The sequence below is a fragment of the Orrella sp. JC864 genome (genome assembly GCF_037026685.1).
Lineage (GTDB): Bacteria > Pseudomonadota > Gammaproteobacteria > Burkholderiales > Burkholderiaceae_B > Orrella.
This window is the reverse complement of sequence record NZ_JBANET010000015.1, coordinates 31,577-55,761: the sequence shown is the minus strand read 5'-3', so window position 1 is coordinate 55,761 and position 24,185 is coordinate 31,577. Positions and strand designations below refer to the sequence as shown.

25 protein-coding genes and 1 pseudogene are annotated in these 24,185 nt (G+C 69.0%); 23 read left to right on the top strand and 3 right to left on the bottom strand.

Annotation, left to right across the window (positions count from 1 at the left end):
- The first annotated feature begins 123 nt into the window (after positions 1-123).
- From lapB to cysM, 7 genes and pseudogenes are all read left to right on the top strand, one after another.
- Positions 124-1,350, top strand: coding sequence for a lipopolysaccharide assembly protein LapB (lapB, locus tag V8Z80_RS14395; RefSeq protein ID WP_336062462.1), 1,227 nt, complete (start codon positions 124-126; stop codon positions 1,348-1,350).
- Positions 1,347-2,273: a D-glycero-beta-D-manno-heptose-7-phosphate kinase gene (gene rfaE1 / locus V8Z80_RS14390; RefSeq protein WP_336062461.1), complete on the top strand. Its 927-nt coding sequence runs from the start codon at positions 1,347-1,349 to the stop codon at positions 2,271-2,273. Before lapB ends, rfaE1 begins: the two co-directional genes overlap by 4 nt.
- Positions 2,270-3,280 (top strand): ADP-glyceromanno-heptose 6-epimerase, encoded by a 1,011-nt coding sequence (gene rfaD / locus V8Z80_RS14385; RefSeq protein ID WP_155196786.1) that lies wholly within the window; start codon positions 2,270-2,272, stop codon positions 3,278-3,280. The genes rfaE1 and rfaD overlap by 4 nt, the downstream gene beginning before the upstream one ends.
- A gap of 112 nt (positions 3,281-3,392) precedes the next feature.
- Positions 3,393-3,824, top strand: a complete 432-nt coding sequence (locus V8Z80_RS14380) for a helix-hairpin-helix domain-containing protein (RefSeq protein ID WP_155196787.1) — start codon at positions 3,393-3,395, stop codon at positions 3,822-3,824.
- A gap of 215 nt (positions 3,825-4,039) precedes the next feature.
- Positions 4,040-4,282: a hypothetical protein gene (locus V8Z80_RS14375; protein ID WP_155196788.1), complete on the top strand. Its 243-nt coding sequence runs from the start codon at positions 4,040-4,042 to the stop codon at positions 4,280-4,282.
- A gap of 90 nt (positions 4,283-4,372) precedes the next feature.
- A pseudogene (locus tag V8Z80_RS14370) lies at positions 4,373-4,705 on the top strand (DUF2335 domain-containing protein); the annotation flags it as partial.
- Positions 4,706-4,805: 100 nt separating this feature from the next.
- The gene (gene cysM / locus V8Z80_RS14365) at positions 4,806-5,717 is read left to right on the top strand and encodes a cysteine synthase CysM (protein WP_336062458.1); all 912 of its coding nucleotides are present in this window, start codon (positions 4,806-4,808) and stop codon (positions 5,715-5,717) included.
- Here the strand turns inward: cysM and mltB are convergent.
- Positions 5,684-6,922 (bottom strand): lytic murein transglycosylase B, encoded by a 1,239-nt coding sequence (mltB, locus tag V8Z80_RS14360; RefSeq protein ID WP_336062456.1) that lies wholly within the window; start codon positions 6,920-6,922, stop codon positions 5,684-5,686. The genes cysM and mltB overlap by 34 nt on opposite strands.
- Positions 6,923-6,932: 10 nt before the next feature.
- On the opposite strand from mltB, the gene V8Z80_RS14355 reads away from it, so the two are divergent.
- The 5 genes from V8Z80_RS14355 (at position 6,933) to V8Z80_RS14335 (ending at position 12,291) form a co-directional block, all read left to right on the top strand.
- Positions 6,933-7,856, top strand: coding sequence for a histone deacetylase family protein (locus tag V8Z80_RS14355; protein ID WP_155196797.1), 924 nt, complete (start codon positions 6,933-6,935; stop codon positions 7,854-7,856).
- Positions 7,857-7,949: 93 nt separating this feature from the next.
- Entirely contained in the window at positions 7,950-8,699 is a 750-nt protein-coding gene (locus V8Z80_RS14350) for an electron transfer flavoprotein subunit beta/FixA family protein (protein WP_336062454.1), read from the top strand.
- 2 nt (positions 8,700-8,701) lie between these two features.
- Positions 8,702-9,631: an electron transfer flavoprotein subunit alpha/FixB family protein gene (locus tag V8Z80_RS14345; protein WP_155196793.1), complete on the top strand. Its 930-nt coding sequence runs from the start codon at positions 8,702-8,704 to the stop codon at positions 9,629-9,631.
- A gap of 90 nt (positions 9,632-9,721) precedes the next feature.
- Complete coding sequence (locus V8Z80_RS14340) at positions 9,722-11,545, top strand: acyl-CoA dehydrogenase (protein ID WP_336062453.1); 1,824 nt, start codon at positions 9,722-9,724, stop codon at positions 11,543-11,545.
- Positions 11,546-11,649: 104 nt separating this feature from the next.
- Entirely contained in the window at positions 11,650-12,291 is a 642-nt protein-coding gene (locus V8Z80_RS14335; RefSeq protein WP_336062451.1) for a peroxiredoxin, read from the top strand.
- Positions 12,292-12,324: 33 nt separating this feature from the next.
- Here V8Z80_RS14335 and V8Z80_RS14330 read toward each other — a convergent pair whose 3' ends face one another.
- Positions 12,325-12,741: a VOC family protein gene (locus tag V8Z80_RS14330; protein WP_336062449.1), complete on the bottom strand. Its 417-nt coding sequence runs from the start codon at positions 12,739-12,741 to the stop codon at positions 12,325-12,327.
- Positions 12,742-12,765: 24 nt separating this feature from the next.
- On the bottom strand, positions 12,766-13,704 hold the full coding sequence (locus tag V8Z80_RS14325; protein ID WP_155197071.1) for a LysR substrate-binding domain-containing protein: 939 nt from the start codon (positions 13,702-13,704) through the stop codon (positions 12,766-12,768).
- A gap of 108 nt (positions 13,705-13,812) precedes the next feature.
- Between V8Z80_RS14325 and V8Z80_RS14320 the strand changes: the two genes are divergently transcribed.
- From V8Z80_RS14320 to rplS, 11 genes are all read left to right on the top strand, one after another.
- Positions 13,813-14,490: an FMN-dependent NADH-azoreductase gene (locus tag V8Z80_RS14320; protein WP_155197072.1), complete on the top strand. Its 678-nt coding sequence runs from the start codon at positions 13,813-13,815 to the stop codon at positions 14,488-14,490.
- Between the two features lie 196 nt (positions 14,491-14,686).
- Positions 14,687-15,709, top strand: a complete 1,023-nt coding sequence (locus tag V8Z80_RS14315; RefSeq protein ID WP_155197073.1) for a sulfate ABC transporter substrate-binding protein — start codon at positions 14,687-14,689, stop codon at positions 15,707-15,709.
- A gap of 148 nt (positions 15,710-15,857) precedes the next feature.
- The gene (cysT, locus tag V8Z80_RS14310) at positions 15,858-16,649 is read left to right on the top strand and encodes a sulfate ABC transporter permease subunit CysT (RefSeq protein WP_336062511.1); all 792 of its coding nucleotides are present in this window, start codon (positions 15,858-15,860) and stop codon (positions 16,647-16,649) included.
- Complete coding sequence (cysW, locus tag V8Z80_RS14305) at positions 16,613-17,536, top strand: sulfate ABC transporter permease subunit CysW (protein WP_336062448.1); 924 nt, start codon at positions 16,613-16,615, stop codon at positions 17,534-17,536. Before cysT ends, cysW begins: the two co-directional genes overlap by 37 nt.
- 14 nt (positions 17,537-17,550) lie before the next feature.
- Positions 17,551-18,615, top strand: coding sequence for a sulfate/molybdate ABC transporter ATP-binding protein (locus V8Z80_RS14300; protein WP_155197076.1), 1,065 nt, complete (start codon positions 17,551-17,553; stop codon positions 18,613-18,615).
- Between the two features lie 2 nt (positions 18,616-18,617).
- A complete protein-coding gene (locus V8Z80_RS14295) occupies positions 18,618-19,382 on the top strand; it encodes a phosphoadenylyl-sulfate reductase (RefSeq protein ID WP_336062446.1) in 765 nt (254 codons plus the stop codon).
- Between the two features lie 53 nt (positions 19,383-19,435).
- Positions 19,436-20,344: a sulfate adenylyltransferase subunit CysD gene (gene cysD, locus V8Z80_RS14290; protein ID WP_155197078.1), complete on the top strand. Its 909-nt coding sequence runs from the start codon at positions 19,436-19,438 to the stop codon at positions 20,342-20,344.
- A complete protein-coding gene (locus V8Z80_RS14285) occupies positions 20,344-21,642 on the top strand; it encodes a sulfate adenylyltransferase subunit 1 (protein ID WP_336062444.1) in 1,299 nt (432 codons plus the stop codon). The genes cysD and V8Z80_RS14285 overlap by 1 nt, the downstream gene beginning before the upstream one ends.
- 133 nt (positions 21,643-21,775) lie before the next feature.
- A complete protein-coding gene (locus V8Z80_RS14280; RefSeq protein WP_336062443.1) occupies positions 21,776-22,942 on the top strand; it encodes a PA0069 family radical SAM protein in 1,167 nt (388 codons plus the stop codon).
- Between the two features lie 82 nt (positions 22,943-23,024).
- On the top strand, positions 23,025-23,327 hold the full coding sequence (locus V8Z80_RS14275; protein ID WP_336062442.1) for a hypothetical protein: 303 nt from the start codon (positions 23,025-23,027) through the stop codon (positions 23,325-23,327).
- Between the two features lie 393 nt (positions 23,328-23,720).
- Complete coding sequence (gene rplS / locus V8Z80_RS14270; RefSeq protein WP_336062440.1) at positions 23,721-24,110, top strand: 50S ribosomal protein L19; 390 nt, start codon at positions 23,721-23,723, stop codon at positions 24,108-24,110.
- Positions 24,111-24,185 lie beyond the last annotated feature (75 nt).

Below are 24,185 nucleotides of genomic sequence, written 5' to 3'. Positions count from 1 at the left end.
CGTCCGGCCTGGCGCGCGCCCGCCCAGCGCCGCCGGGCGGCGCGGCGCGCATCCCGCCTGCCCGCGCGGCCTGCCCGGCCGGCGCGCAAGGCCCCGTCTTGATTTGCACTAGCGAGCCCGATCGTGGATTTTGAACCTTGGTGGTTGATCTTCGTGCCCCTGCTGTTTGGCCTGGGCTGGATCGCCGCGCGCGTGGACATCCGGCAGATGCTGTCGGAGAACCGCAACCTGCCCGATTCCTATTTCAAGGGGCTGAACTTCCTGCTCAACGAGCAGCCCGACCGCGCCATCGACACCTTCGTCGAAGTCGCCAAGCTCGATCCCGAAACCACCGAGCTGCATTTCGCGCTGGGCAGCCTGTTCCGGCGCCGCGGCGAAATGGAGCGCGCCATCCGCGTGCACTTGAGCCTGCTCTCGCGCGCCGACCTGCCGCAGGCCCAGCGCGAGCACGCCCAGCACGAACTGGCGCAGGATTACCTGAAGGCCGGCATGCTGGACCGGGCCGAAGAGGCCTTCGAGAAGCTCAAGGACACCCGCTATGCCTTGCCGGCCTTGCGCGCCCTGATCCGCATCTACGAATCCGAACACGACTGGCAGCGCGCCATCGAATCGGTCAAGACGCTGCGCCAGCTGGTGGACGAGCCTGTCCCGCAGCGCGTGCATTATCACTGCGAGCAGGCGCAGGCCGCGCTGGCGGCCACCCCGCCCGATACCGAACAGGCCCAGGCCGCGCTGGAGGCCGCCGAGCACGCCATGAAGTCCAGCGGCGCGGGCGCCGGCGCGCAAAGCCAGGCCTCCAGCGTGCGCGTGGCGCTGCTGCGCGCGCGCCTGGCCGCGCTCGAAGGCAATCCCAAGGGCGAGCGCATGCACCTGGAGGCCGTCCTGTCGGCATGCCCCGAATTCTCCGGCCTGGCCGCCGAGCCGTTGCTGAACAACTACCGGCAGGCTGGCCAGCAGGAAGAAGGGCTGGCGCTGCTGCTGGGGCAGTACCACAAGCATCCTTCGCTGGACCTGTTCAACGTGGTGTTCCGCGAGCTGCGCGTGCAGGAAGGGGCCGGGCCGGCCTGGTCCTTTGCCCGCGCGGCCTTGCGCCAGCATCCCTCGCTGCTGGGACTGGACCGCCTGCTCGAGGCCGAGCTGGCAAGCAGCCCGCCCGAGGGCAAGCAGGAGAGCCCGGTGCCGGGCGCCGACCTGGCCCTGCTGCGCACCCTGATCCACAAGCACACGCAGCGGCTGGACCGCTATGCCTGCCGGGCCTGCGGTTTCCAGGCGCGGCGCTACTATTGGCAATGCCCGGGCTGCAACGCCTGGGAAACCTACCGGCCGCGCCGGTTGGAAGAACTGCAATGACGGCTTTCCCTTTTGATGCGGTGGCGCGCGCGCGCGTGCTGGTGATCGGCGACGTCATGCTGGACCGCTACTGGTTCGGCGAGGTCGAGCGGATTTCGCCCGAGGCGCCCGTGCCGGTGGTGCGCGTGGCCCGGCGGGAAGACCGCCTGGGCGGCGCGGCCAACGTCGCGCGCAACGTCGTTGCCCTGGGCGCGCAGGCCAGCCTGCTGGGCGTGGTCGGCGACGACGAGCCCGCCCGCCACGTGCGCGCGATGCTGGCCGAGGCCGGCATCGCGGCCGAGCTGTCCACCGATCCGGGCCCGACCACGCTCAAGATGCGCGTGCTGGGCCGCCAGCAGCAATTGCTGCGGGTCGATTTCGAGCAGACCCCGGGCGGCGCGGCGCTCGATGCGTTGGACGCGGCCTTCGACCGCCTGCTCGGGCAGCACGACGTGCTGGTCGTCTCCGATTACGCCAAGGGCGCGCTGGCGCGGGTCCAGGGCTTGATCGCCCGGGCGCGCCAGGCCGGCGTGCCGGTGCTGGTCGATCCCAAGGGCGAGGACTATGGCCGCTATCGCGGCGCTACGCTGGTCACGCCCAACCGCGCCGAGATGCGGCAGGCGGTGGGCTCGTGGTCCAGCGAAGAGCAGTTGCAGCAGCGCGCCCAGGCGCTGCGTCACGAGCTGGACCTGCAGGCCTTGCTGGTGACGCGGTCCGAGCAGGGCATGACCTTATTCACCGAGGCCGGGCGCGATCACGTCGATGCGCAGGCCCACGAGGTGTTCGACGTTTCCGGCGCCGGCGACACGGTGCTGGCCACGCTGGCGGTGATGCGCGCGGCGGGGCTGGATTGGTCGGCCGCGATGCGCTGGGCCAACCGGGCCGGCGGCATCGTGGTCGGCAAGCTGGGCACCTCCATCGTTACCGCAGGAGAACTCTCATGATCGTGGTCACCGGCGCCGCCGGCTTCATTGGCAGCAACCTTGTCCTGGGCCTGAACCGGCGGGGCCGCAACGACATCCTGGCCGTCGACGACCTGAGCGACGGGGACAAGTTCGTCAACCTGGCCGCAGGGCAGGTCGCCGACTACCTGGATCGCGACGATTTCCGCCGCCGCGTGGCCGAAGGCCGGCTGCCCAGGATCGATGCGGTGCTGCACCAGGGCGCCTGCTCGGACACCACCGAGCGTAACGGGCGCTACATGATGGACAACAACTATCGCGTCACGCTGGAGCTGTTCGAATACTGCCAGGCGCAGGGCATCCCCTTCATCTACGCCTCGTCGGCCGCCGTCTACGGCGCCGGCCCCGTCTACGCCGAGCATCCGGCCAACGAGCGGCCGCTGAACGTCTACGGCTACTCCAAGCTGCTGTTCGACCAGGTGCTGCGCGCGCGCATGGCGCAAGGGCTGGCGGCCCAGGCGGTGGGCCTGCGCTATTTCAACGTCTACGGCCCGCACGAGCAGCACAAGGGCCGCATGGCCTCGGTGGCCTTTCACAACATGAACCAGTTCCTGGCCGACGGCCATGTGCGCCTGTTCGGCGGCTGGGACGGCTACGAGGACGGCGGGCAAAGCCGCGACTTCATCTCGGTCGAGGACGTGGTGGCCGTCAACCTGCATTTCCTGGACAACCCGCAGGTCTCGGGCATCTTCAACTGCGGCACCGGACGGGCCCAGCCTTTCAACGACGTGGCGATGGCCGTGGTCAATACCCTGCGCGAGGCGCGCGGCAAGGAGACGCTCACGCTGGCGCAGCTGGTCGAGCGCGGACTGATCCACTACATCCCGTTTCCCGAGGACCTCAAGGGGCGCTACCAGAGCTACACGCAGGCCGACGTCACGCGCCTGCGCGAAGCGGGTTTCCAGGCGCCCATGCGCGACGTGGCCACCGGGGTGGCCGAATACGTGCGCCAATGGCTGCTGGCCACCGGCGAAGACACGCGTCCGTAGTTCCGCGCAAGGACGTTTGCGGCGCTTGGGGCCCACGCGGGCACGGCGATTGCGCATCATCTGGACATGCCGGCGGTCAGGGGACTGCCGGCGTTCTTCCAGGAGATCGCGCATGAATCCCTTTTTGCATTGCACCGTGGCCCGCCCGTTGGCGCTGTGCCGGCGCTTGCCATGGCGTCCGACGAAGGCCGGGCCTGCCGCCGGCAGGGCGGCAGCCGGCAGCAGGTTGCGGCGCCAGGCCGGCTGCGTGGCGCTGGCGCTGGGACTGGCCGGCAGCGTGCCTGCGTGGGCGCTGGACGTGAATGCGGCCAGCGCCGAGCAGCTTCTAGCCCTCAAGGGCATTGGCCCCAAAATGGCCGGCCTAATCGTGGCCGAGCGCCAGCGCGCGGGCCCCTACGATTCGCTGGAGGACCTGGGCGAGCGCATACGGGGGCTCGGCCCCAAGCGCCTGCAGGCCTTGCAGGCGGCTGGGCTGACGGTGGGCGGCTTACCGGCCGCCGCGCACCCGGCAGGCACCAAACGGGACAGCGCAGCCAAGCGATAGCGCTTTCTCGCTAGGCTTGGCCAGCCGGAGGGGGGGCGCGATGAGAGGCGATACCCCCTGTCCTGTCCATTGGATAGGGCAGATAGAGGACCCGAAAAAGACGCGCCGACATAGTAAAAACCCGGAAATCTGTTAACCTTTACCGGGTAAAAACCGCCTGGTTTGACGGAAAAAAGCGTGGAAAAAGCAGCTCCCGCCTTCCCGGAGGCTTGGCTATGAATGATCCCCAAAACGTGAACTTCAAGCGCTTTCGCCGAGGGTTCGTGCGCGGTCTGGCCGGCGCGCTGACCCTCTACTCTCCTGCGACGATACCCGCTCCCGCGAGAATCGACGTTCAGCCTTTGCGTGAACCCGCAAAGAGCGCCAGCGAAGCCTTGCGCAACGATTGGGTGCAGACCGGCAAGGACATAGACGCAGCCGTTGCGAAATATGGCAAGACCCGTTCCAAGGCGTCCTGAGCCTTCTGCGCAACGGCGCCAGGAGCAACGGCCGCAGGCCGAGGGGCAAATAACCCTCCAGCATCACCGTGGCCCCTTCCGGACCCCCAGACCTTGCGTCGCTATGACGATCTGGTCCCCGGAGCGGCAGCGATCATCATGCAGATGGCGCAGGATCAGGCGGCGCACCGGCGCAAGCTTGAGTCCGACGGCCAGAAAAGCGATTCCCTGGCCCGGGAGCGTCAGCTCGAGATAGAAAACAAGCGTATCTCCGGAACCATCTGGAATGATCGCATCGGTCTTATCCTGGGTTGGCTGGTGGCCATCGGTTGCGTCGTTGGCGGCACCTGGGCGATGGTCGAGGATCGTAGCCCTTGGATGGTGGCTATATTCCTTGGACTTCCTGTCGCCGCGTTGGTGAAGGCCGTCACGGGAAAAAAGTAGTTTGCCGCGCAGCGCCGGCCAGCCAGGCGCCGGGCTGAAAGCCTGCCGGGCGGGCCGGGAATTGTTCCGGTCGCGGGATGCGCCATGTAATATCGGGCGCATGAAGAACTATCCCACCCTGGAAGATACCGTCGGCAACACGCCCTTGGTACGCCTGCAGCGCCTGCCCGGCCAGGCCGGCGCGCCGCGCGGCAATGTCGTGCTGGCCAAGCTCGAAGGCAACAATCCGGCCGGTTCGGTCAAGGACCGGCCGGCGCTGTCCATGATCCGCCGGGCCGAGGCGCGCGGCGACATCCGCCCGGGCGATACGCTGATCGAGGCCACCAGCGGCAATACCGGCATCGCGCTGGCCATGACGGCCGCCATGCGCGGCTACCGCATGATCCTGATCATGCCCGACAATCTTTCGGTCGAGCGCCGCGCCGCCATGACCGCCTATGGCGCCGAGCTGATCCTTACCCCGGCCGACCAGGGCGGCATGGAGTATGCCCGCGACCTGGCCACGCGCATGCAGGCCGAAGGCAAGGGCAAGGTGCTGGACCAGTTCGCCAACCCGGACAATCCGGTGGCGCATCTGGAGGGCACCGGGCCCGAGATCTGGCGCCAGACCGACGGGCAGCTTACCCATTTCGTCAGCGCCATGGGCACGACCGGCACCATCATGGGCGTGGCGCGCTACCTGAAGTCGCAGAACCCGGCCATCCAGGTGGTGGGCGCGCAGCCGGCCGAAGGCTCGCAGATTCCCGGCATCCGCAAGTGGCCCGAGGCTTACCTGCCCAAGATCTACGATCCCGGCCTGGTCGATGCCTTCGAGGCCATCGAGCAGGCCCAGGCCGAGGAAATGGCCCGGCGCCTGGCCGCCGAAGAAGGCATATTCGCCGGCATTTCGTCGGCCGGCGCCTTGATCGCCGCCTTGCGCGTGGCCGAACGCGTGCGCGACGCCACCATCGTCTTCATCGTCTGCGACCGCGGCGACCGCTATCTTTCGACCGGCGTGTTCGACCCGGCCTGAGCCGGGCCGGCGGCGCCGGCCGGGCGTTGCGCCAACGCGGCCTCGGCCTGCAGCAGCGCCTCGGCCAGGTCGGCCACCGAGCTGGCGTAGAAATAGCTGCGGTTGTAGTGCGTCAGCGCAAAAAAATTGGGCGTGCCGGTGCGGTACTGCACGGTGCCGGTGGGCTCGTCGGCCAGATCGACCACCCCCAGCGGCGCGTCCTGCCAGGGCTGCCTGCCGTCCTGGCGCGAGCGCGCCCCGGCGGCCGCCAGGTTCTGCCAGTCGCGCGTGGGCGTGATGCCGCCATCGACCAGCGCGCCGGCCTGCGGCGGCAGCTGCACCGGCGCGAACACCGGCAGGCCCGGCTGCCAGCCGTGCTCGATCAGGAAGTTGGCCACCGACATGATGGCGTCGGCCGTGCTGTTGACCAGGTCGATGCGCCCGTCGCCGTCGCCGTCCACGGCGTAGCGCTTGATGCTGCCGGGCATGAATTGCGGCAGGCCGATGGCGCCGGCATGCGAGCCTTGCACATGCGGATCCACCTCGCCGGCCAGCGCCAGTTCCACCAGGTCGGCCAACTGGTCGCGAAACAGCTTGATGCGGTCTTCGCGCGAAGGATCGGGATAGTCGAAGGCCAGCGTGGCCAGGGCATCGAGCGATCGGAAGCTGCCCATGTAGCGGCCATAGACGGTCTCCACGCCGATGATGGCCGTGATGATGGCGGCCGGCACGCCGTAGCGCTGCTCGGCGCGCGCCAGCAGCGCCGCGTTGTCCTGCATGAAGCGCACGCCGCCGCGGATGCGGATGGGGTCGACGAAGCGCTGCCGGTAGCCCTGCCAGCTGCGCAGCGGCTTGCTGCCGTCCGCGGCGGGCCGGGGCGGGGCCATCAGGCGCACGACCGAGGCGTTGTAGCGCGCCGTATCCAGCACGGCTTGCACGCGCTGCTCGTCCAGGCCGCGCTGGCGCGCCAGTTCGCCGGCATAGGCGCGCACGCGCATTTCGGTCTCGGCGGCGCCGGCCGGCTGCGCGGCTTGTCCCGGGCGGTGCTCGGCCACCTTGGGCGCGGCCGGCGCGCCGGCGTCGGGCGGGGGCGCCGGCCGGACGGGTGCCTGGGTATCGGGAGGAGGAAATTCGCCGGCCGAACGGGCGGGCGGGGCGGTACTTGCGCAGCCGGCCAGGATCAGGCCCATGCCGGCCATTTGCAGGAATCGCAGACTGATGAACATAATCATCCTTATGGAGACCCTGTATCTTACCCATCCGGCCTGCCGCCTGCATGAAATGGGCGATTGGCATCCCGAGTGCCCGCAAAGGCTGGACGCGATCTCCGACCAGCTTCTGGCCAGCGGGGTCATGCCGCTGCTGGACGAGCGCCAGGCGCCGGCGGCCACCGACACGCAGATCCTGCGGGTGCACGATTCGGCCTATCTGCAGGACCTGCGCGCACAGTCGCCGGCGCAGGGCTACCGGCCGATCGACCCGGACACGCTGATGAATCCGCACTCGCTGGAGGCCGCCCTGCACGCGGCCGGCGCAGGGGTGGCGGCGGTCGATGCCGTGCTCGGCGGACAGGCCGCCACGGCCTTTTGCGCGGTGCGCCCGCCGGGCCACCACGCGCTGCCGGACCGGGCCATGGGCTTTTGTTTCTTCAACAACGTGGCCATCGCGGCGCGGCATGCGCTCGATGCGCACGGCCTGTCGCGCGTGGCCATCGTCGATTTCGACGTGCATCACGGCAACGGCACCGAAGCGGTGTTCGCCGACGAGCCGCGCGTGCTGATGTGCGGGCTGTTCCAGCATCCCTTGTTCCCCAACTCGGGCGAGCCGCCGCTGGGGCCGAACATGGTCAACGTGCCGGTGCCCGCCTATGCCGACGGCAATGCCGTGCGCAAGCTGGTGCAGGAGCAGTGGCTGCCGCGCCTGCACGCGCACCGGCCCGAGCTGTTGCTGGTCTCGGCCGGATTCGATGCGCACCGCGAGGACGACATGGCCCAGCTGGGGCTGGTCGAGGCCGACTATGCCTGGATCACCGGGCAACTGGTCGAACTGGCCGGCCTGTATGCGCAGGGGCGCATCGTCAGCCTGCTCGAGGGCGGCTACAACCTCTCGGCCCTGGGGCGCAGCGTGGTGGCCCATGTTAGGGCGCTCTCGAAGCTGTAGAATCGGATAGGTTTTATTTATCAGGCCGGCGCCGCGCATGCTGCCCGGGCCGCCTGGGCCTGCCCACGGGATTCAATAACAGGAGATTGCTGGATGAAGGTACTCGTGCCCGTCAAGCGCGTCGTTGACTACAACGTGAAAGTGCGCGTGAAGTCGGACCAGTCCGGGATGGACATCGCCAATGTGAAGATGTCGATGAATCCCTTTGACGAGATCGCGGTCGAAGAGGCCACCCGGCTCAAGGAAAAGGGCGCGGCCAGCGAAGTGGTCGCGGTGTCGTGCGGCGTGGCGCAAAGCCAGGAAACCTTGCGCACGGCCATGGCCATCGGCGCGGACCGCGCCATCCTGGTGCAGACCGACGCCGAGCTGCAGCCGCTGGCCGTGGCCAAGCTGCTGCGCGCGCTCGTCGAGAAAGAGCAGCCCGAGCTGGTGATCCTGGGCAAGCAGGCCATCGACGACGACGCCAACCAGACCGGCCAGATGCTGGCGGCGCTGCTGGGCTGGCCGCAGGCCACCTTTGCCAGCAAGGTCGAGGTGGCGGACGGCCGGGCCACCGTCACCCGCGAGGTCGACGGCGGGCTGGAAACCGTCTCGCTCAAGCTGCCGGCCATCATCACGACCGACCTGCGCCTGAACGAGCCGCGCTACGTGACGCTGCCCAACATCATGAAGGCCAAGAAAAAGCCGCTGGACACCCACACGCCCGAGGCGCTGGGCGTGGACGTGACGCCGCGCCTGAAGACGCTCAAGGTGGCCGAGCCGCCCGGGCGCAAGGCGGGCGTGAAGGTGGCCGACGTGGCCGAGCTGGTGTCCAAACTCAAGAACGAAGCAAAGGTGGTGTAAGAATGACGACCCTGGTTATCGCCGAACACGACAACGCCGAACTCAAGGGGGCCACCCTCAATACCGTTGCCGCCGCCCATGCCCTGGGCGGCGATGTGCACGTGCTGGTCGCGGGCAACGGCGCGCAAGCCGTGGCCGAGGCCGCCGCCAAGGTGGCGGGCGTGTCCAAGGTGCTGCTGGCCCAGGCGCCGCACCTGGCCGACGGCCTGGCCGAGAACGTGGCCGAGCAGGTCCTGGCCGTCGCCCAGGACTACAGCCATATCCTGTTCCCGGCCACCGCCTCGGGCAAGAACGTCGCGCCGCGCGTGGCGGCCCGGCTGGACGTGGCGCAGATCTCGGACATCATCGCCGTCGAGTCGCCCGACACCTTCCAGCGTCCGATCTACGCGGGCAATGCCATCGCCACCGTGCAGTCGGGCGACGCGGTCAAGGTGATCACCGTACGCGGCACCGCCTTCGATGCGGCGGCCGCCGAGGGCGGTTCGGCCCAGGTCCAGGCGCTCGAGGCCGTGGCCGATTCGGGGCTTTCCAGCTTCGTGGGCCGCGAAGTGGCCAAGAGCGACCGCCCCGAGCTGACCGCCGCGCGCGTGGTGGTCTCGGGCGGCCGCGGCCTGGGCAGCGCCGAGAACTTCAAGATCCTGGACGAGCTGGCCGACAAGCTTGGCGCGGCCGTGGGCGCCTCGCGCGCGGCGGTGGACGCCGGCTATGCGCCCAACGACTGGCAGGTGGGCCAGACCGGCAAGATCGTGGCCCCGCAGCTGTATATCGCCGTGGGCGTCTCGGGCGCCATCCAGCACCTGGCGGGCATGAAGGATTCCAAGGTCATCGTGGCCATCAACAAGGATCCCGAGGCGCCCATCTTCGGCGTGGCCGACTACGGCCTGGTCGGCGACCTGTTCCAGGTCGTGCCCGAACTGGCCAAGGCGCTGTGAGGCCGCGCGTTACGCTGTGATCCCGATGGGCCTGCAAGCCAAGCGTTTGCAGGCCCTTTTGCCTTGGGCCGCCCCAAGCAGGAGACAACGATGATCTATCAAGCGCCCTTGCAGGACATCCGCTTCGTCCTGAACGAGCTGGCGGGGCTTTCCGACATCCTCGCGCTGCCCGGCAACGAGGAGATATCGACCGACCTGATCGATGCGGTGCTCGAGGAGAACGCCCGTTTCGTGCAGGAGGTCATCGCTCCCTTGAACCGTGCGGGCGACCAGCGTCCGCCGGTCTGGAAGGACGGCGCGGTGACGGCCTCGCCAGGCTATGCCCAGGCCTTCGCCGAATTCGCGCAAGGCGGCTGGCAAGGCTTGCAGCATCCGCAGGAGTGGGGCGGGCAGGGCCTGCCCAAGGTGCTGGCCGCGGCCACTAGCGAGAACCTGAACGCGGCCAGCCTGTCGTTCTCCTTGTGCCCCCTGTTGACCGACGGCGTGATCGAGGCGCTGCTCACGGTGGGCACGCCCGAGCAGAAGCAGCGCTACATTGCGCCCATGCTCGAGGGCCGCTGGACCGGCACCATGAACCTGACCGAGCCGCAGGCCGGCTCGGACCTGGCCCAGGTCGCCACGCGCGCCGTGCCCCAGCCCGACGGCAGCTATCGCATCGCGGGCCAGAAGATCTTCATCACCTACGGCGAGCACGACATGGCGCAGAACATCGTGCACCTGGTGCTGGCGCGCACGCCCGATGCGCCGCCGGGCGTCAAGGGCATTTCGCTGTTCATCGTGCCCAAGTTCGTGCTCAACGAAGCCGGCGAGCCGGCAGAGCGCAACGACGTCTGGTGTGCCTCCATCGAGCACAAGCTGGGCATCCATGGCAGCCCCACGGCCGTGCTGCTGTACGGCAGCGGCAAGGGCGAGGTGGGCGAGGGCGCCATCGGCTACCTGGTGGGCCAGGAGAACCGCGGCCTGGAATACATGTTCATCATGATGAACGCCGCGCGCTATGCGGTCGGCATCCAGGGCATCGCGGTTTCCGAGCGCGCCACCCAGCAGGCCCTGGCCTATGCGCGCGAGCGCATCCAGGGCCGCGACATCGAGGGCTCCAGCGCGCCGGTGCCCATCGTGCGCCATCCGGACGTGCAGCGCATGCTGCTGACCATGCGCGCGCTGACCGAGGCCTCGCGCGCGGTGGCCTACGCGGCGGCGGGCGAGGCTGACCGGGCGCGCCTGCATCCCGATGCGCAGGCCCGGGCGATGCACCAGGCCGTCTACGAATACCTGGTGCCCGTGGTCAAGGGCTATGCCACCGAGTCGGCGGTCGAGGTCGCCTCGCTGGGCATACAGGTGCATGGCGGCATGGGCTTCATCGAGGAGACAGGCGCCGCGCAGCACTATCGCGATGCGCGCATCCTGCCCATCTACGAAGGCACCACCGCCATCCAGGCCAACGACCTGGTTGGCCGCAAGACCTTGCGCGACGGCGGGGCGGTGGCCTTGGGGCTGGCGCGGGAAATCGACGCGACGGTGGCCCGGCTGCGCCAGGCGGGGGCCGGCTCCGACAGCCCGGCCGTGTTCGCCCTGGTCGCCGACCGCCTGGCCGAGGCGCTCGCCGCTTATCGGCAGGCGGTGGCGTTCATTCTCGAGCACGCCAAGGAACATCCCCGTGCGGCGTTTGCCGGCAGCGTGCCCTATCTGATGCTCGCGGGCACGGTCATGGGAGGCTGGCAGATGGGCCGCGCGGCGCTGGCCTGCGCGGCGCGGCTGCGCGAAGGCGGGCAGGCCGACCCGTTCTACGCCGACAAGCTTGCCACGGCGGCCTTTCATGCCGGCCACATCCTGCCGCGCGCCGGCGCGCTGGCCGCGGCGGTGGCGGCGGGCGAGGCGCTGGAGCAGGCCTTGGTCGGCTCCAGCCTGGCATAAGGTTATATAGAAATCTTATTTATTAAGATGCCGCTATCGCTGCAAAAATGGCATAAGGCATCTCGTCCCGCCCCCTGGGCGGGCGTCCAACCGAAGGAGAGAACATGAGCACTTTGCGCCTGGGCGATACCGCCCCCGATTTCGAGCAGGATTCGTCCGTCGGCCGGATCCGCTTCCATGAATACCTTGGCGACAGCTGGGGCGTGCTGTTCTCGCATCCGGCCGATTTCACGCCGGTGTGCACGACCGAGCTGGGCTATACCGCCAAGCTGGCCGACGAGTTCGCCAAGCGCAACGTGAAGGTGCTGGCGCTGTCGGTGGATCCGGCCGATTCGCACCAGAAGTGGATCGAGGACATCAACGAGACGCAGCAGTGCGCGGTGGGCTTTCCCATCATCGCGGACGCCGACCGCAAGGTCTCCGAGCTCTACGACATGATCCATCCGAACGCCAGCGCCACGGCCACGGTGCGTTCGGTGTTCATCATCGATCCGGCCAAGAAGATCCGCCTGACCCTGACCTATCCGGCCAGCACGGGCCGCAACTTCAACGAGATCCTGCGCGTGATCGACTCGCTGCAGCTGACCGACAGCCATAGCGTGGCCACGCCGGTGAACTGGCAGGACGGCGACGACGTGATCATCGTGCCCTCGCTCAAGGACGAGGAGGTGATCAAGCAGAAGTTTCCCAAGGGCTACACCGCCGTGCGTCCGTATCTGCGGGTCACGCCCCAGCCGAACAAGTAGGCGGTCAATCCAGGCGTACCGAAAGGGCCGCCTTCAGTCGGGCTGGCCCGGTACTTTGGGCCAGTAGGTGCCTATGCACCACAGGTTGCCTTCGGGGTCGCGGCAGATGAATTCGCGGCTGCCGTAGTCGCGGTCGGTCAAGCCTTGCTCGATCGCCGCGCCGGCCGCCTGGACGCGGGCAAACATCGCCTCGGCGTCGTCCACGGCGATGTAGACGGACTTGCCGTCCTGCGCGCACGGCTTGCCCGCCATCTGGCCATAGGCGTCGTCCCGGTCATCGCCACACATGATCAGGGACGAGCCCAAGGCCAGTTCCGCGTGCGCGACCTTTGCGCCGTCCATGTACCTGGCATGGACGGTGAAGCCCAGGGCCTTCTGCAGCCATTCGATCATCGCCGCCGCGTCGCGAAAGCGGAAGGTCGGGTAGATGCGTGGCGCTTCGATCATCATGCATTCCTCCTTGGGTTGTCCTGCCTAAGGCGCCGTGCCGCCGGCGGCGCCGTCTTGCCCATCCTGGCCCGCCCGCTGGCCGGCCTGGGCCACGAGCCAGCCCTGTACGGCGTCCACGGCGGCCGCCGCTGCGGGCGCGGCCTGGCTGCGCGGCCTCAACAGATGATAGGCCATGCCCTGCAGGACCGGTCCGGCCACGGTCTGCAACAGGCCCAGGCGCAGTTCCTCCTGCACCAGCAGCAGGCTCAGCAGCGCGACCCCCTGGCCGGCGACGGCGGCCTGGATGGCGTGGCTTTCCTCGGAGTAGCGGATGCCGCTGTCCGTGGGCGCGGGCTGGCGGCCGGCTGCCCGCGCCCACGCGGCCCAGCTCAGGTCCACGGGCAGCCGGTGCCCCCAGTCGAAATGGATCAGCGGCCATTGCGCCATGTCGGTGCCGGCCGCGGCACGCAGGGCAGGGCTGGCGACCGGGGCGAACCTGTCCTGCAGCAGCAGCGTCGCGGCCATGCCCGGGTATGGGCCCTGGCCGTAGCGGATGGCCAGGTCCGCCGTCCCGGCGTCCAGGTCCACGGGCGCGTTGGAGGCGTGCACATGCAGGTCGATGCCGGGATGGGCCGCCTGGAACGACGCCAATCGCGGCACCAGCCACTTGGTGGCGAAGGCGGGCGTGGCCGATAGCGTCACGCGGGCCCGGCCGGGCCCGCGCATCTGCTCGATCGAGGCCGCGATGGTTTCGAAGCCGCTGCGCACGGCGGCCGACAAGGCGCGCCCGTCCGGGGTCAGCTCGACCGCCCGTACCTTGCGCACGAACAGCGGGCGCTCGAGCTGCTGCTCGAGTACCCGGACGCGGTGGCTGATGGCCGTTGCCGTGACCGAGAGCTCGTGGGCGGCCTGTTTGAAGCTGCCCAGGCGCGCGGCCGCCTCGAACGCGCGCAGGGATGCCAGGGAAGGAAGCCGCGTTGCCATGCATGGATGATCTCATATCATCCGTCGGCTGAAAACATGTCCTTTGCCACGGTCAGGGCCTTCGCAGACACTTTCTGAACATGAACATCATTCATCCATGGAGGTTTTATGGCCACGCTGCTTCGTATCGACGCCAGCGCCCGGGCGGGCAGTTCCGATGCGGTTCCCCACGGCTCGCACACCCGCCGCCTGACCAGCCGTTTCGTGCGGCAATGGACCGCCCGGCATCCGGGCTCGCAGGTGATCAGCCGCGACGTGGGCCAGGCGCCGCCGCCGCCGGTGACCGGAGAATGGATACACGCCGCCTTCACGCCGGAACACGAGCGCCAGGACTGGATGAGGCAGGTGCTGCGTGTCAGCGACGCCCTGGTCGACGAATTGCTGCGGGCCGATCTCATCGTCGCGGGAGTGCCGATGTACAACTTCGGCCCGCCCGCGCAGTTCAAGGCCTACATCGACAACATCGTGCGGGTGGGGCGTACCTTCGGTTTCGACCGCCGCCGCAACGGCGACCCTTACTGGCCGCTGCTGGCTGGCGCGGGCAAGCGGCTGGTGATCCTGTCCTCGCGGGGGGATCATGGATACCACCCTGGCGGGCGCATCGGACACCTGAACCATGTGGAGGCCTCGGTGCGCACCGCCTTCGCCTACATCGGGGTGACCGACGTGCACGAGGTGGCCATCGAATACGATGAGTTCGGCGATGGCAGGCTGGCCGATTCGATCGCGCGGGCCGAGGCCGCCGTGGACGCCCTGGCGGCGGCCCTGGCCGGGGTGCCGGCCTAGGACGGTACGCCGGCTGCGGCCGGCCGTGTCGCCGGCCCGCCTCTAGCGATACGGCGCATGCGGCATGCGGGGCGGAACCTTATATCCGGCGGTATTTAGGAGCCTGGGCGATGAACTATCAATGAAAGCTTCGTTCCGTTCCTCAAGCGCAGCCCCCACACTTTGGCCTCGATTCCCCGATACAAGGAAAGAGGTCATGGTTCGTAAAGCAGCTTGGTTGGCCGTCGCGGCCCTGGTGGCGGGCCTGGCGGCCCCGGCGGGCGCGCAGGCGCAAGGCAAGGCGCAGACGCTGCTCAACGTGTCCTACGATCCCACGCGCGAACTGTACCGCGAGATCGACGAGGCGTTCGTCAAGCAATACCAGGAAAAGACCGGCACCCGGCTGACCATCCGCCAGTCGCACGGCGGCTCCGGCAGGCAGGCACGCTCGGTCATCGACGGGCTGGACGCCGACGTGGTGACGCTGGCGCTGGCCTACGACATCGACGCCATCGCCGACCGCGGCCTGCTGCCGCAGGACTGGCAAAAGCGCCTGCCCTCGAACAGCTCGCCCTACACTTCGACCATCGTGTTCCTGGTGCGCAAGGGCAATCCCAAGGGCATCAGGGACTGGGATGATCTGGTCAAGCCGGGCGTGCAGGTGATCACGCCCAATCCCAAGACTTCCGGCGGCGCGCGCTGGAACTACCTGGCGGCCTGGGCCTTCGCGCTGCAGCGCAACGGCGGCAATGCCGAAGGTGCCAAGGAATTCGTGCGCAAGCTGTTCCAGAACGTGCCGGTGCTCGATACCGGCGCGCGCGGCTCGACCATCACCTTCGTCGAGCGCGGCGTGGGCGATGTGCTGCTGGCCTGGGAGAACGAGGCTTTCCTGTCGGTCCAGGAACTGGGGCCGGACAAGTTCGACATCGTCGTGCCTTCGCTGTCCATCCTGGCCGAGCCGCCGGTGGCCCTGGTGGACCAGAACGTCGACAAGAAGGGCACGCGCGAGGCGGCCCAGGCCTACCTCGAATACCTGTATACGCCCCAGGCGCAGGAGATCATCGCCAGGCATCACTACCGCCCCATCGACAAGGACGTGGCGGCCAGGTATGCGCAGCAGTTCCCCGAGGTCAAGCTGGTCACCATCGACGGCCAGTTCGGCGGCTGGCGCAAGGCGCAGCAGGCGCACTTCGCCGACGGCGGCACCTTCGACCAGATCTACCAGCCCAAGGGCCGCTGACGCGGGGCCGGCCAGCATGAACGTTTCCGCGAGCCTGCCCCCGGCAGCAGATGCACCCGGGCCGCGCCAGGCCGGGCCGCGCTTGGCGGGCCCGGTCCGGCCCCGCGCGGGCCGGCGCTTGGGCGTGCTGCCCGGGTTCGGCCTGTCCATGGGCTATACCTTGCTGTACCTGGGCCTGCTGGTGCTGATCCCGCTGGCGGCCCTGCCGATCAAGAGCGCCGAACTGGGCTGGAGCGGCTTTTGGGAAACCATTGCGGCCCCGCGCGTGCTGGCCTCCTTCAGGCTGACCTTCGGGGCCTCGGCCATCGCGGCCGCGGTGAACCTGGTCTTCGGCCTGGCCGTGGCCTGGACCCTGGTGCGCTATTCCTTTCCCGGCAAGAAGCTGGTCGATGCGCTGGTGGACCTGCCCTTCGCCCTGCCCACCGCGGTGGCGGGCATCGCGCTGACCTCGCTGTACGCTGGCAACGGCTGGCTGGGCGCGCCCATCGAGCGCTGGCTGGGCATCAAGGTGGCCTTTACGCCGGTGGGCATCGTCATCGCGCTGATCTTCATCGGCCTGCCTTTCGTGGTGCGCACCGTGCAGCCGGTGCTCGAGGACATCGAGCGCGACCTTGAAGAGGCCGCCGGCAGCCTGGGCGCGGGCCGCTGGCAAACGTTCCGGCGCGTGCTGCTGCCGGCGCTGCTGCCGGCCTTGCTGACCGGCTTTGCGCTGGCCTTCGCCCGCGCGGTGGGCGAGTACGGCTCGGTGGTCTTCATCGCCGGCAACATGCCCATGATTTCGGAGATCACTCCCTTGCTCATCATCGCCAAGCTCGAACAGTTCGACTACGCGGGCGCGGCCGCCATCGCCACCGCCATGCTGGCGACCTCGCTGCTCCTGCTGCTGCTCATCAACAGCCTGCAATGGTGGCAGGCGCGTCGCCAGGGAGCGCGCAAGTGAGCCGGCACGGCCGTCCTTCCCACCTGACCGAGCCGCGCTGGGTGCGGGCGCTGCTGCTGGCCGTCTCGCTGGGTTTCCTGGCCCTGTTCCTGCTGCTGCCCCTGGTGGCGGTGTTCACGCAAGCGCTGGCGCGCGGCTGGGACGTGTACGTGGCCTCCATCACCGAGCCCGACGCGCTGTCGGCCATCCGCCTGACGCTGTTCGTGGCGCTGATCGCCTTGCCGGTCAATCTTGCGCTGGGCATTGCCGCGGCCTGGGCCATCACCCGTTTCGAATTCCGCGGCAAGCAGTGGCTCATTACGCTGATCGACCTGCCTTTCTCGGTCTCGCCGGTGGTGGCCGGCCTGGTGTTCGTGCTGCTGTTCGGCTCGCAGGGCTGGTTCGGCCCGTGGCTGCAGGCCCACGACATCCGCATCGTCTATGCGGTGCCGGCGGTGGTGCTGGCCACCTTGTTCGTCACTTTCCCGTTCGTGGCGCGCGAACTGATCCCCTTGATGCAGGCGCAGGGCAGCGAGGAGGAGCTGGCCGCCCTGACGCTGGGCGCCGGGGGCTGGCAGATTTTCCGGCGCGTGACGCTGCCCAACATAAAATGGGGCCTGCTGTACGGCACGATACTGGCCAATGCGCGCGCCATGGGAGAGTTCGGCGCGGTGTCGGTGGTATCGGGGCAAGTGCGGGGGCTGACCAACACCATGACCCTGCACGTCGAGATCCTCTACAACGAATACATGTTCGCGGCCTCTTTTGCCGTCGCCTCGCTGCTGGCCCTGCTGGCGCTGGTGACGCTGGCGGCCAAGAACCTGGTCCAGTGGCTGGGCGCCCGCCCCGCGCGGGCCGGCGTGCATGCCGAGCCCGCGCCGGTGCCGGTGCGGGCGGCCCTGGCCTGACACGGAGCTGGCGCATGAGCATCGAAGTCCAAAACCTGTCCAAGCGGTTCGGCAATTTCCGCGCCCTGGACGACGTATCCCTGCATATCGAGACCGGCGAGCTGGTGGCGCTGCTGGGCCCCTCGGGCTGCGGCAAGACCACCTTGCTGCGCATCATCGCGGGCCTGGAGCAGCCCGACCAGGGCCGGGTGTGGTTCGCGGGCGAAGACGCCACCGACGTGCATGTGCGCCATCGCCAGGTCGGCTTCGTCTTCCAGCACTATGCGCTGTTCAAGCACATGACGGTGTTCGAGAACGTGGCTTTCGGCCTGCGCGTCAAGCACCGCTCGCAGCGCCCTCCCGAGGCCCAGATCCGCCAGAAGGTGCACGAGCTGCTCGGGCTGGTGCAGCTGGACTGGCTGGCCGACCGTTACCCCTCGCAGCTGTCGGGCGGGCAGCGCCAGCGCATCGCGCTGGCCCGTGCGCTGGCTGTCGAGCCGCGCGTGCTGCTGCTGGACGAGCCCTTCGGCGCGCTGGACGCCAAGGTGCGCAAGGAGCTGCGCCGCTGGCTCAGGCGCCTGCACGATGAACTGCACGTGGCCAGCGTGTTCGTCACCCACGACCAGGAAGAGGCGCTGGAGGTGGCCGACCGCGTGGTGCTGATGAATGCCGGGCGCATCGAACAGGTGGGCACCCCGCGCGAGGTCTGGGAAAGCCCGGCCACGCCTTTCGTGTATGGCTTTCTGGGCGACGTCAACCAGTTCAAGGGCCAGGTGCATGACGGCGTGTGGCGCGATCACGGACTGTCGCTGCCGGCGCCCGAGTTCGCCGGCGCCGGTCCGGCCGAGGCCGTCGCCTACGTGCGGCCCCACGACCTGGAGATCGCGCGCCCGGGCACGGGCAGCGAAGGCATTCCGGTGCGGCTGAACCATGCCTACCTGGCCGGTCCGAGCGCCTTCCTGGAGCTGGCCCGCGAGGACAACGGCCAGCTGATCGAGGCGCAGCTGCCCGAGGAGACGTTCCGGGCGCTGCGGGCCAGCGAGGGCGACGCGCTGCTGGCCCGTCCCCGCCATGCGCGCGTGTTCGCGGCGGGCGGCTGATCATGGGCGGGCAGGCGTCTGCGGCGCTGCCGGCGTCGGTGCGCGCGCCCTGGCAGGCGCTGTGCGAGCGCCTGGGCCGCATCGCCGCCCGTCATCCGGACGCCGCGCTGGCCTCGTCCCTGGCGGTCGAGGACATGCTGTTGACGCATGCCCTGTGCACGCTGCGCCTGCCGCTGGAGATCTTTACCCTGGACACCGGGCGGCTGCATGCCGAAACCCTGGGCATGATCGATATCGTGGCAAAGCGCTACGGCAGGGCGATCGCCGTGATGCGGCCCGAGCCGCAGGCGATGCAGGCCCACGTGGCGGCCCACGGGGCCTATGCCTTCTATGAAAGCGTCGAACTGCGCAAGGCGTGCTGCCGCCTGCGCAAGGTCGAGCCTTTGCGCCGCGCCCTGGCCGGACGCAGCGCCTGGCTGACGGGCCAGCGCCGCGAGCAGGCCGCCACGCGCGGCGCGCTGGCCGAAGAGGAGCACGACCCGGTTTTTGGCTTGCGCAAGTTCAATCCCCTGGCCGACTGGACCGAAGCGCAGGTCTGGGACGCCGTCGGCGCCCTGGACGTGCCCTACAACCCGCTGCACGACCAGGGCTACCCCTCCATCGGCTGCGAGCCCTGTACGCGCGCCGTGCGGCCCGGCGAGGATGCGCGGGCCGGGCGCTGGTGGTGGGAGTCGGCCGACGGCAAGGAATGCGGCCTGCACGCCGGCAACCGCCCCGCGCCCGCGCTTCGGGCCGGGCCGCCGGGCCTGGCCCGCAGGCGGTCCTGAACCGGCAGGGCCGGTCCTGTTCCGATCGATTTTTCCAGGAATTCATCTCCATCATGAGCGCCGTTGCGACCCGCAGCCATCTGGACTGGCTGGAATCCGAAGCCATGCACATCCTGCGCGAAGTGGCCGCCGAGTGCGCGCGGCCGGTGCTGCTTTTTTCCGGCGGCAAGGATTCCTGCGTGCTGCTGCGCCTGGCCGAGAAGGCCTTTCGCCCGGGCCGTTTCCCGTTCCCGCTGATGCACATCGACACCGGGCACAACTTTCCGGAAGTCATCGCCTTTCGCGACGCGCGCGCCGCCGAACTGGGCGAGAGGCTGATCGTGCGCAGCGTGGAGGATTCCATCGCGCGCGGCTCGGTGGTGCTGCGCCGCGAAACCGATACGCGCAACGCCGCGCAGGCGGTGACCCTGCTCGAGGCCATCGAGGAGTTCGGCTTCGATGCCTGCATCGGCGGGGCGCGGCGCGACGAGGAAAAGGCGCGGGCCAAGGAGCGCATCTTCTCGTTTCGCGACGAGTTCGGGCAATGGGATCCCAAGGCCCAGCGGCCCGAGCTGTGGAACCTGTACAACACGCGTGTGCATCCGGGCGAGAACATGCGCGTGTTTCCCATCTCGAACTGGACCGAGCTGGACGTGTGGCAGTACATCCAGCGCGAAGGCCTGGCCCTGCCGTCGATCTATTACGCGCACCGGCGCGAGGTGGTGCGCCGGCGCGGCCTGCTGGTGCCCGTCACGCCGCTGACCCCGCCGGCCGAGGGCGAAACCGTGGAAACCCTGTCGGTGCGCTTTCGCACGGTGGGCGATATTTCCTGCACCTGCCCGGTGTCCTCGCTGGCGGCCGATGTGCAGGCCATCATCGCCGAGACGGCGGTCAGCGACGTCACCGAGCGCGGCGCCACGCGCATGGACGACCAGACATCCGAGGCCTCGATGGAGCGCCGCAAGAAAGAGGGGTACTTCTGATGAACGCCAGGGACGGGCATTTTCTGCGCGACGCCGAGCGGGGCGTGCTGCGGCTGATCACCGCCGGTTCGGTGGACGACGGCAAGTCGACCCTGATCGGCCGGCTGCTGTACGACAGCAAGGGCGTGTTCGCCGACCAGCTGCAGGCCATCGCGCGCGCCAAGCACAAGCGCACCGAGGGGCAGGCCCTGGACCTGTCGCTGCTGACCGACGGCCTGGAGGCCGAGCGCGAGCAGGGCATCACCATCGACGTGGCCTACCGCTACTTCGCCACGCCGCTGCGCAAGTTCATCATTGCCGATGCGCCCGGCCACGAGCAGTACACGCGCAACATGGTCACCGGCGCCTCCACCGCCGACGCGGCCATCATCCTGATCGACGCCGCGCGCGCCGCGCAGGGCGTGCTGCTGCCCCAGACCAGGCGCCACAGCGCCATCGCCCGGCTGCTGGGCATCGGGCAGATCGTGGTGGCGGTCAACAAGATGGACCTGGTCGCCTGGGACCGGGCGGTGTTCGAACGCATCGCCAGCGCCTATGCCGAGCTGGCGCGCAAGCTGGGGATAGACCGTTTCGACGTGCTCCCGCTGTCGGCGCTGACCGGCGAGAACGTGGTCCGGCCTTCGGCGCATACGCCCTGGTACGAGGGCCAGCCCTTGCTGCGCCTGCTCGAGCAGTTGCCGGCCGCGCAGGCGCCCGGCGATGCGCCCGTGCGCCTGCCGGTGCAGTGGGTGATCCGCCATGGCGGCGAACGGGTGGACGATTTCCGGGGCTATGCCGGCCGGCTGGCCAGCGGCACGCTGCATGCCGGGCAGGACATCGTGGTCCAGCCTGCCGGCACGCGCGCCCGGGTGCAGCGCCTGCTGGCGCCGGGCGGCCCGGTCCAGGCGGCGCGGGCCGGCGATGCGGTCACGGTGGTGCTGGACCGCGACGTGGACGTCTCGCGCGGGGACGTGCTGGCAGGGGCCCAGGCGCCTGCCAGGGTGATGCGCGAGTTCGACGCCGAACTGTGCTGGCTTGATGCCCGCGCGCTTCATCCGGCGCGCCGCTACCTGCTCAAGCACGGCACCCGGCTGACCAGCGCCCGGGTCCGCGCCGTGCTCAGCCGCCGCGACATCCACGAACTGCAGGAGGTGGAGCCGGCCGGCGGGCTCGGGATGAACGACATCGGCCGTGTCAGGCTGGCGGTGCGCGAGCCCTTGCCGCTGGACGACTATGCGCATCTGCCGGCAACGGGCGCCTTCATCCTGATCGACGAGGCGACCCACCAGACGGCCGCGGCGGGGATGGTGCGGCTGTAGCGTTTTCGCCCGGGACGGCCCGCCTGCGGCGGCGCCCGCCGTCGATCCCGGCTCGCTGGCGGGCGGGAAAAGGTGTAAAAAGAAAACGGTTCGAAAGCTTGTGAAAAGTACTGGTTTTTTGTACAGTACTCTCATGGTCGCTTTCGATACCTCCTGTTCTGCCGGTCCTGGGTCCCCGGCTGCCGCCCCCGCCGCCTTGCGCGGCCGGGGTGCGGTTACTAACGTCGCGCACCGCTTCCAGCGCGATGCGCGCGGCATCGATACCGACACGCTAGAGCGCGACGCCCAGGAGGGCGAGCTGGCGCCGCATCCGGCCACCCGCGTCCAGGCCGAGCAGGCCCGGCGCCTGATCTCCCGCAACGATTCCCCCGACATTCCCTTCGAGCAGGCGGTCAATCCCTATCGCGGCTGCGAGCACGGCTGCATCTACTGCTATGCCCGGCCCACCCATGCGTACCTGGGCTACTCGCCCGGGCTCGATTTCGAAACCCGCCTCGTTGCCAAGGAAAACGCCGTCGCGGCCCTGCGCGCCGAACTGGCCCGCCCGGGCTACGTGCCCAAGGCCATCACCCTGGGATCGGCCACCGATGCCTACCAGCCCATCGAGCGCCAGTGGCGCCTGGCGCGCGGCGTGCTCGAGCTCATGCTCGAAACCCGGCATCCGGTGTCGGTCATCACCAAGAACGCGCTGGTCGAGCGCGACCTCGACCTGCTGGTTCCGCTGGCCGAACTGAACCTGGTCAGCGTCCATGTCAGCCTTACCACGCTGGACGCCGACGTCGCACGCACGCTGGAGCCGCGCGCCTCGGCACCCTGGCGCCGCCTGCAGGCCTTGCGGCGCCTGTCCGAAGCCGGCGTGCCCACCGGCGTGGGCATCGCGCCGGTCATCCCCTTCATCAACGACGACCAGATCGAACGCATTGTCCAGGCTGCCGCCCAGGCCGGCGTGGGGCAGGCTTTCTACACCATCGTGCGCCTGCCCTACGAAGTGCGTGAAGTCTTCGAGCAATGGCTGCAGGCGCATTACCCCGAGCGGGCAGGGCGGGTCCTGCATCGCATCGAGGACCTGCGCGGCGGCCGCCGCAACGATCCGCGCTTTGGCACGCGCATGCGCGGCACTGGCACCTGGGCCGAGCTGATCGCCCAGCGTTTCCGGATTGCCGTGGCCCGCGCCGGCCTGGCGGACCGCTTGCGCGGCGGCGGCCTGGCCCACGACCTTTTCCAACCCCCGGCAGCGGCACGGCCGGGCCATGCTCCCCGGCAACTGGGGCTTTTCGAGGCAGGGCCTTCCCATGGCTAAGGTCCTGGCGTTTTTTCTCCCGGCCGGCGCCGCGCCGCGCGCGCGCCGCGTTTCCGGATGCAGGCAACCTAGCGAGATCGACATGTTCACGACCCAATACAGCAGCGTCTATGGCAGCTATCTCCCCCCCGCCAGCCTGGGGCCGCGCCGCAAATGGCCTTTCCAATCGGCCCGGCCCGCGCAGCGGCCCGCGTCGGGGGCAGAAGATGTGGCGTCCCAGCAACGCCGGCCCGCTGCGCCCGCCGGCGCGGTCGACTGCGCCGGCTCCGGCGCCCAGGCCGCCAAGCCCGGCTTGCGCGCCATGGTGGTGGACGTGGCGCTGGTGCTGGCATGGGGCGCCATGATCCCCGGCCTGATGTGGCTGGGCCACGCTGGCGGTTTCTGATGGCCGGGCGGCGGGCCCGGCGCGCGTCCGTGGCACGGGCGCCTTCCTGCCCTTCCTGTTTGCCCCCAAGCATTTGGTTTTCCAGGGCTTTTGCGCTAGAATCATGGGCTTTTCAACGTATCCTCTGCCGGGACTTATCCTGGCGGCAAAGGCCTGCCGGTAGCTACCGGTGTGCTTAGGGTTTACCGGCTTGGCCGGCAAACCCGGCGGCAAAGGGTCCAGCTGGCGTTTTGGCCTGGCTGGCGTTTTGCGGGCTTGGCCGCTGGCAGGCGCAAGATGCGATGCGGTTTGCCGCTTTCGCCCTTGGCCCAAGAGCGCATCCGGAACACAGGTCTTGGCGGCCTGCGTTTCGCTGCATAAAGATCCCGAGCAAGATCATTCCGGAGTTCTTTCATGAACCTCATCCAGACCCTCGAGCAGGAAGAAATTGCTCGCCTGACCGCCGGCAAGACCCTGGCCGACTTCGCGCCCGGCGATACCGTGGTCGTCAACGTCAACGTGGTCGAAGGCAGCCGCAAGCGCGTGCAGGCCTACGAAGGCGTGGTCATCGCCAAGCGCAACCGCGGCCTGAACTCGGCCTTCATCGTGCGCAAGATCTCCTCGGGCGAAGCCGTCGAGCGGACCTTCCAGCTCTACTCGCCGCAAATCGCGTCCATCGAGGTCAAGCGTCGTGGCGACGTGCGCCGCGCCAAGCTCTACTACCTGCGCGAGCGTTCGGGCAAGTCGGCTCGCATCAAGGAAAAGCTGGTTCGCAAGAACACCGCTGCCCAGGCGCAGGCCTGAACGCGATGTTCCCGGCTTCTCGGGTAAAAAAGGCACCTGCAAGGGTGCCTTTTTTTCTGTCGCCGGGCCGCGCCG

Coding starts and splice junctions, on each gene's coding strand:
- V8Z80_RS14345 (WP_155196793.1), top strand. CDS start 8,702: ATGACGACCCTGGTTATCGCCGAACACGACAACGCCGAACTCAAGGGG.
- mltB (WP_336062456.1), bottom strand. CDS start 6,922: ATGTTCATCAGTCTGCGATTCCTGCAAATGGCCGGCATGGGCCTGATC.
- cysT (WP_336062511.1), top strand. CDS start 15,858: ATGGGCTATACCTTGCTGTACCTGGGCCTGCTGGTGCTGATCCCGCTG.
- cysM (WP_336062458.1), top strand. CDS start 4,806: ATGAAGAACTATCCCACCCTGGAAGATACCGTCGGCAACACGCCCTTG.
- V8Z80_RS14320 (WP_155197072.1), top strand. CDS start 13,813: ATGGCCACGCTGCTTCGTATCGACGCCAGCGCCCGGGCGGGCAGTTCC.
- V8Z80_RS14275 (WP_336062442.1), top strand. CDS start 23,025: ATGTTCACGACCCAATACAGCAGCGTCTATGGCAGCTATCTCCCCCCC.
- V8Z80_RS14325 (WP_155197071.1), bottom strand. CDS start 13,704: ATGGCAACGCGGCTTCCTTCCCTGGCATCCCTGCGCGCGTTCGAGGCG.
- rfaD (WP_155196786.1), top strand. CDS start 2,270: ATGATCGTGGTCACCGGCGCCGCCGGCTTCATTGGCAGCAACCTTGTC.
- cysD (WP_155197078.1), top strand. CDS start 19,436: ATGAGCGCCGTTGCGACCCGCAGCCATCTGGACTGGCTGGAATCCGAA.
- V8Z80_RS14295 (WP_336062446.1), top strand. CDS start 18,618: ATGGGCGGGCAGGCGTCTGCGGCGCTGCCGGCGTCGGTGCGCGCGCCC.
- V8Z80_RS14280 (WP_336062443.1), top strand. CDS start 21,776: ATGGTCGCTTTCGATACCTCCTGTTCTGCCGGTCCTGGGTCCCCGGCT.
- cysW (WP_336062448.1), top strand. CDS start 16,613: ATGGTGGCAGGCGCGTCGCCAGGGAGCGCGCAAGTGAGCCGGCACGGC.
- rplS (WP_336062440.1), top strand. CDS start 23,721: ATGAACCTCATCCAGACCCTCGAGCAGGAAGAAATTGCTCGCCTGACC.
- V8Z80_RS14330 (WP_336062449.1), bottom strand. CDS start 12,741: ATGATGATCGAAGCGCCACGCATCTACCCGACCTTCCGCTTTCGCGAC.
- V8Z80_RS14315 (WP_155197073.1), top strand. CDS start 14,687: ATGGTTCGTAAAGCAGCTTGGTTGGCCGTCGCGGCCCTGGTGGCGGGC.
- V8Z80_RS14300 (WP_155197076.1), top strand. CDS start 17,551: ATGAGCATCGAAGTCCAAAACCTGTCCAAGCGGTTCGGCAATTTCCGC.
- V8Z80_RS14375 (WP_155196788.1), top strand. CDS start 4,040: ATGAATGATCCCCAAAACGTGAACTTCAAGCGCTTTCGCCGAGGGTTC.
- V8Z80_RS14350 (WP_336062454.1), top strand. CDS start 7,950: ATGAAGGTACTCGTGCCCGTCAAGCGCGTCGTTGACTACAACGTGAAA.
- rfaE1 (WP_336062461.1), top strand. CDS start 1,347: ATGACGGCTTTCCCTTTTGATGCGGTGGCGCGCGCGCGCGTGCTGGTG.
- V8Z80_RS14355 (WP_155196797.1), top strand. CDS start 6,933: ATGGAGACCCTGTATCTTACCCATCCGGCCTGCCGCCTGCATGAAATG.
- V8Z80_RS14380 (WP_155196787.1), top strand. CDS start 3,393: ATGAATCCCTTTTTGCATTGCACCGTGGCCCGCCCGTTGGCGCTGTGC.
- V8Z80_RS14340 (WP_336062453.1), top strand. CDS start 9,722: ATGATCTATCAAGCGCCCTTGCAGGACATCCGCTTCGTCCTGAACGAG.
- V8Z80_RS14285 (WP_336062444.1), top strand. CDS start 20,344: ATGAACGCCAGGGACGGGCATTTTCTGCGCGACGCCGAGCGGGGCGTG.
- V8Z80_RS14335 (WP_336062451.1), top strand. CDS start 11,650: ATGAGCACTTTGCGCCTGGGCGATACCGCCCCCGATTTCGAGCAGGAT.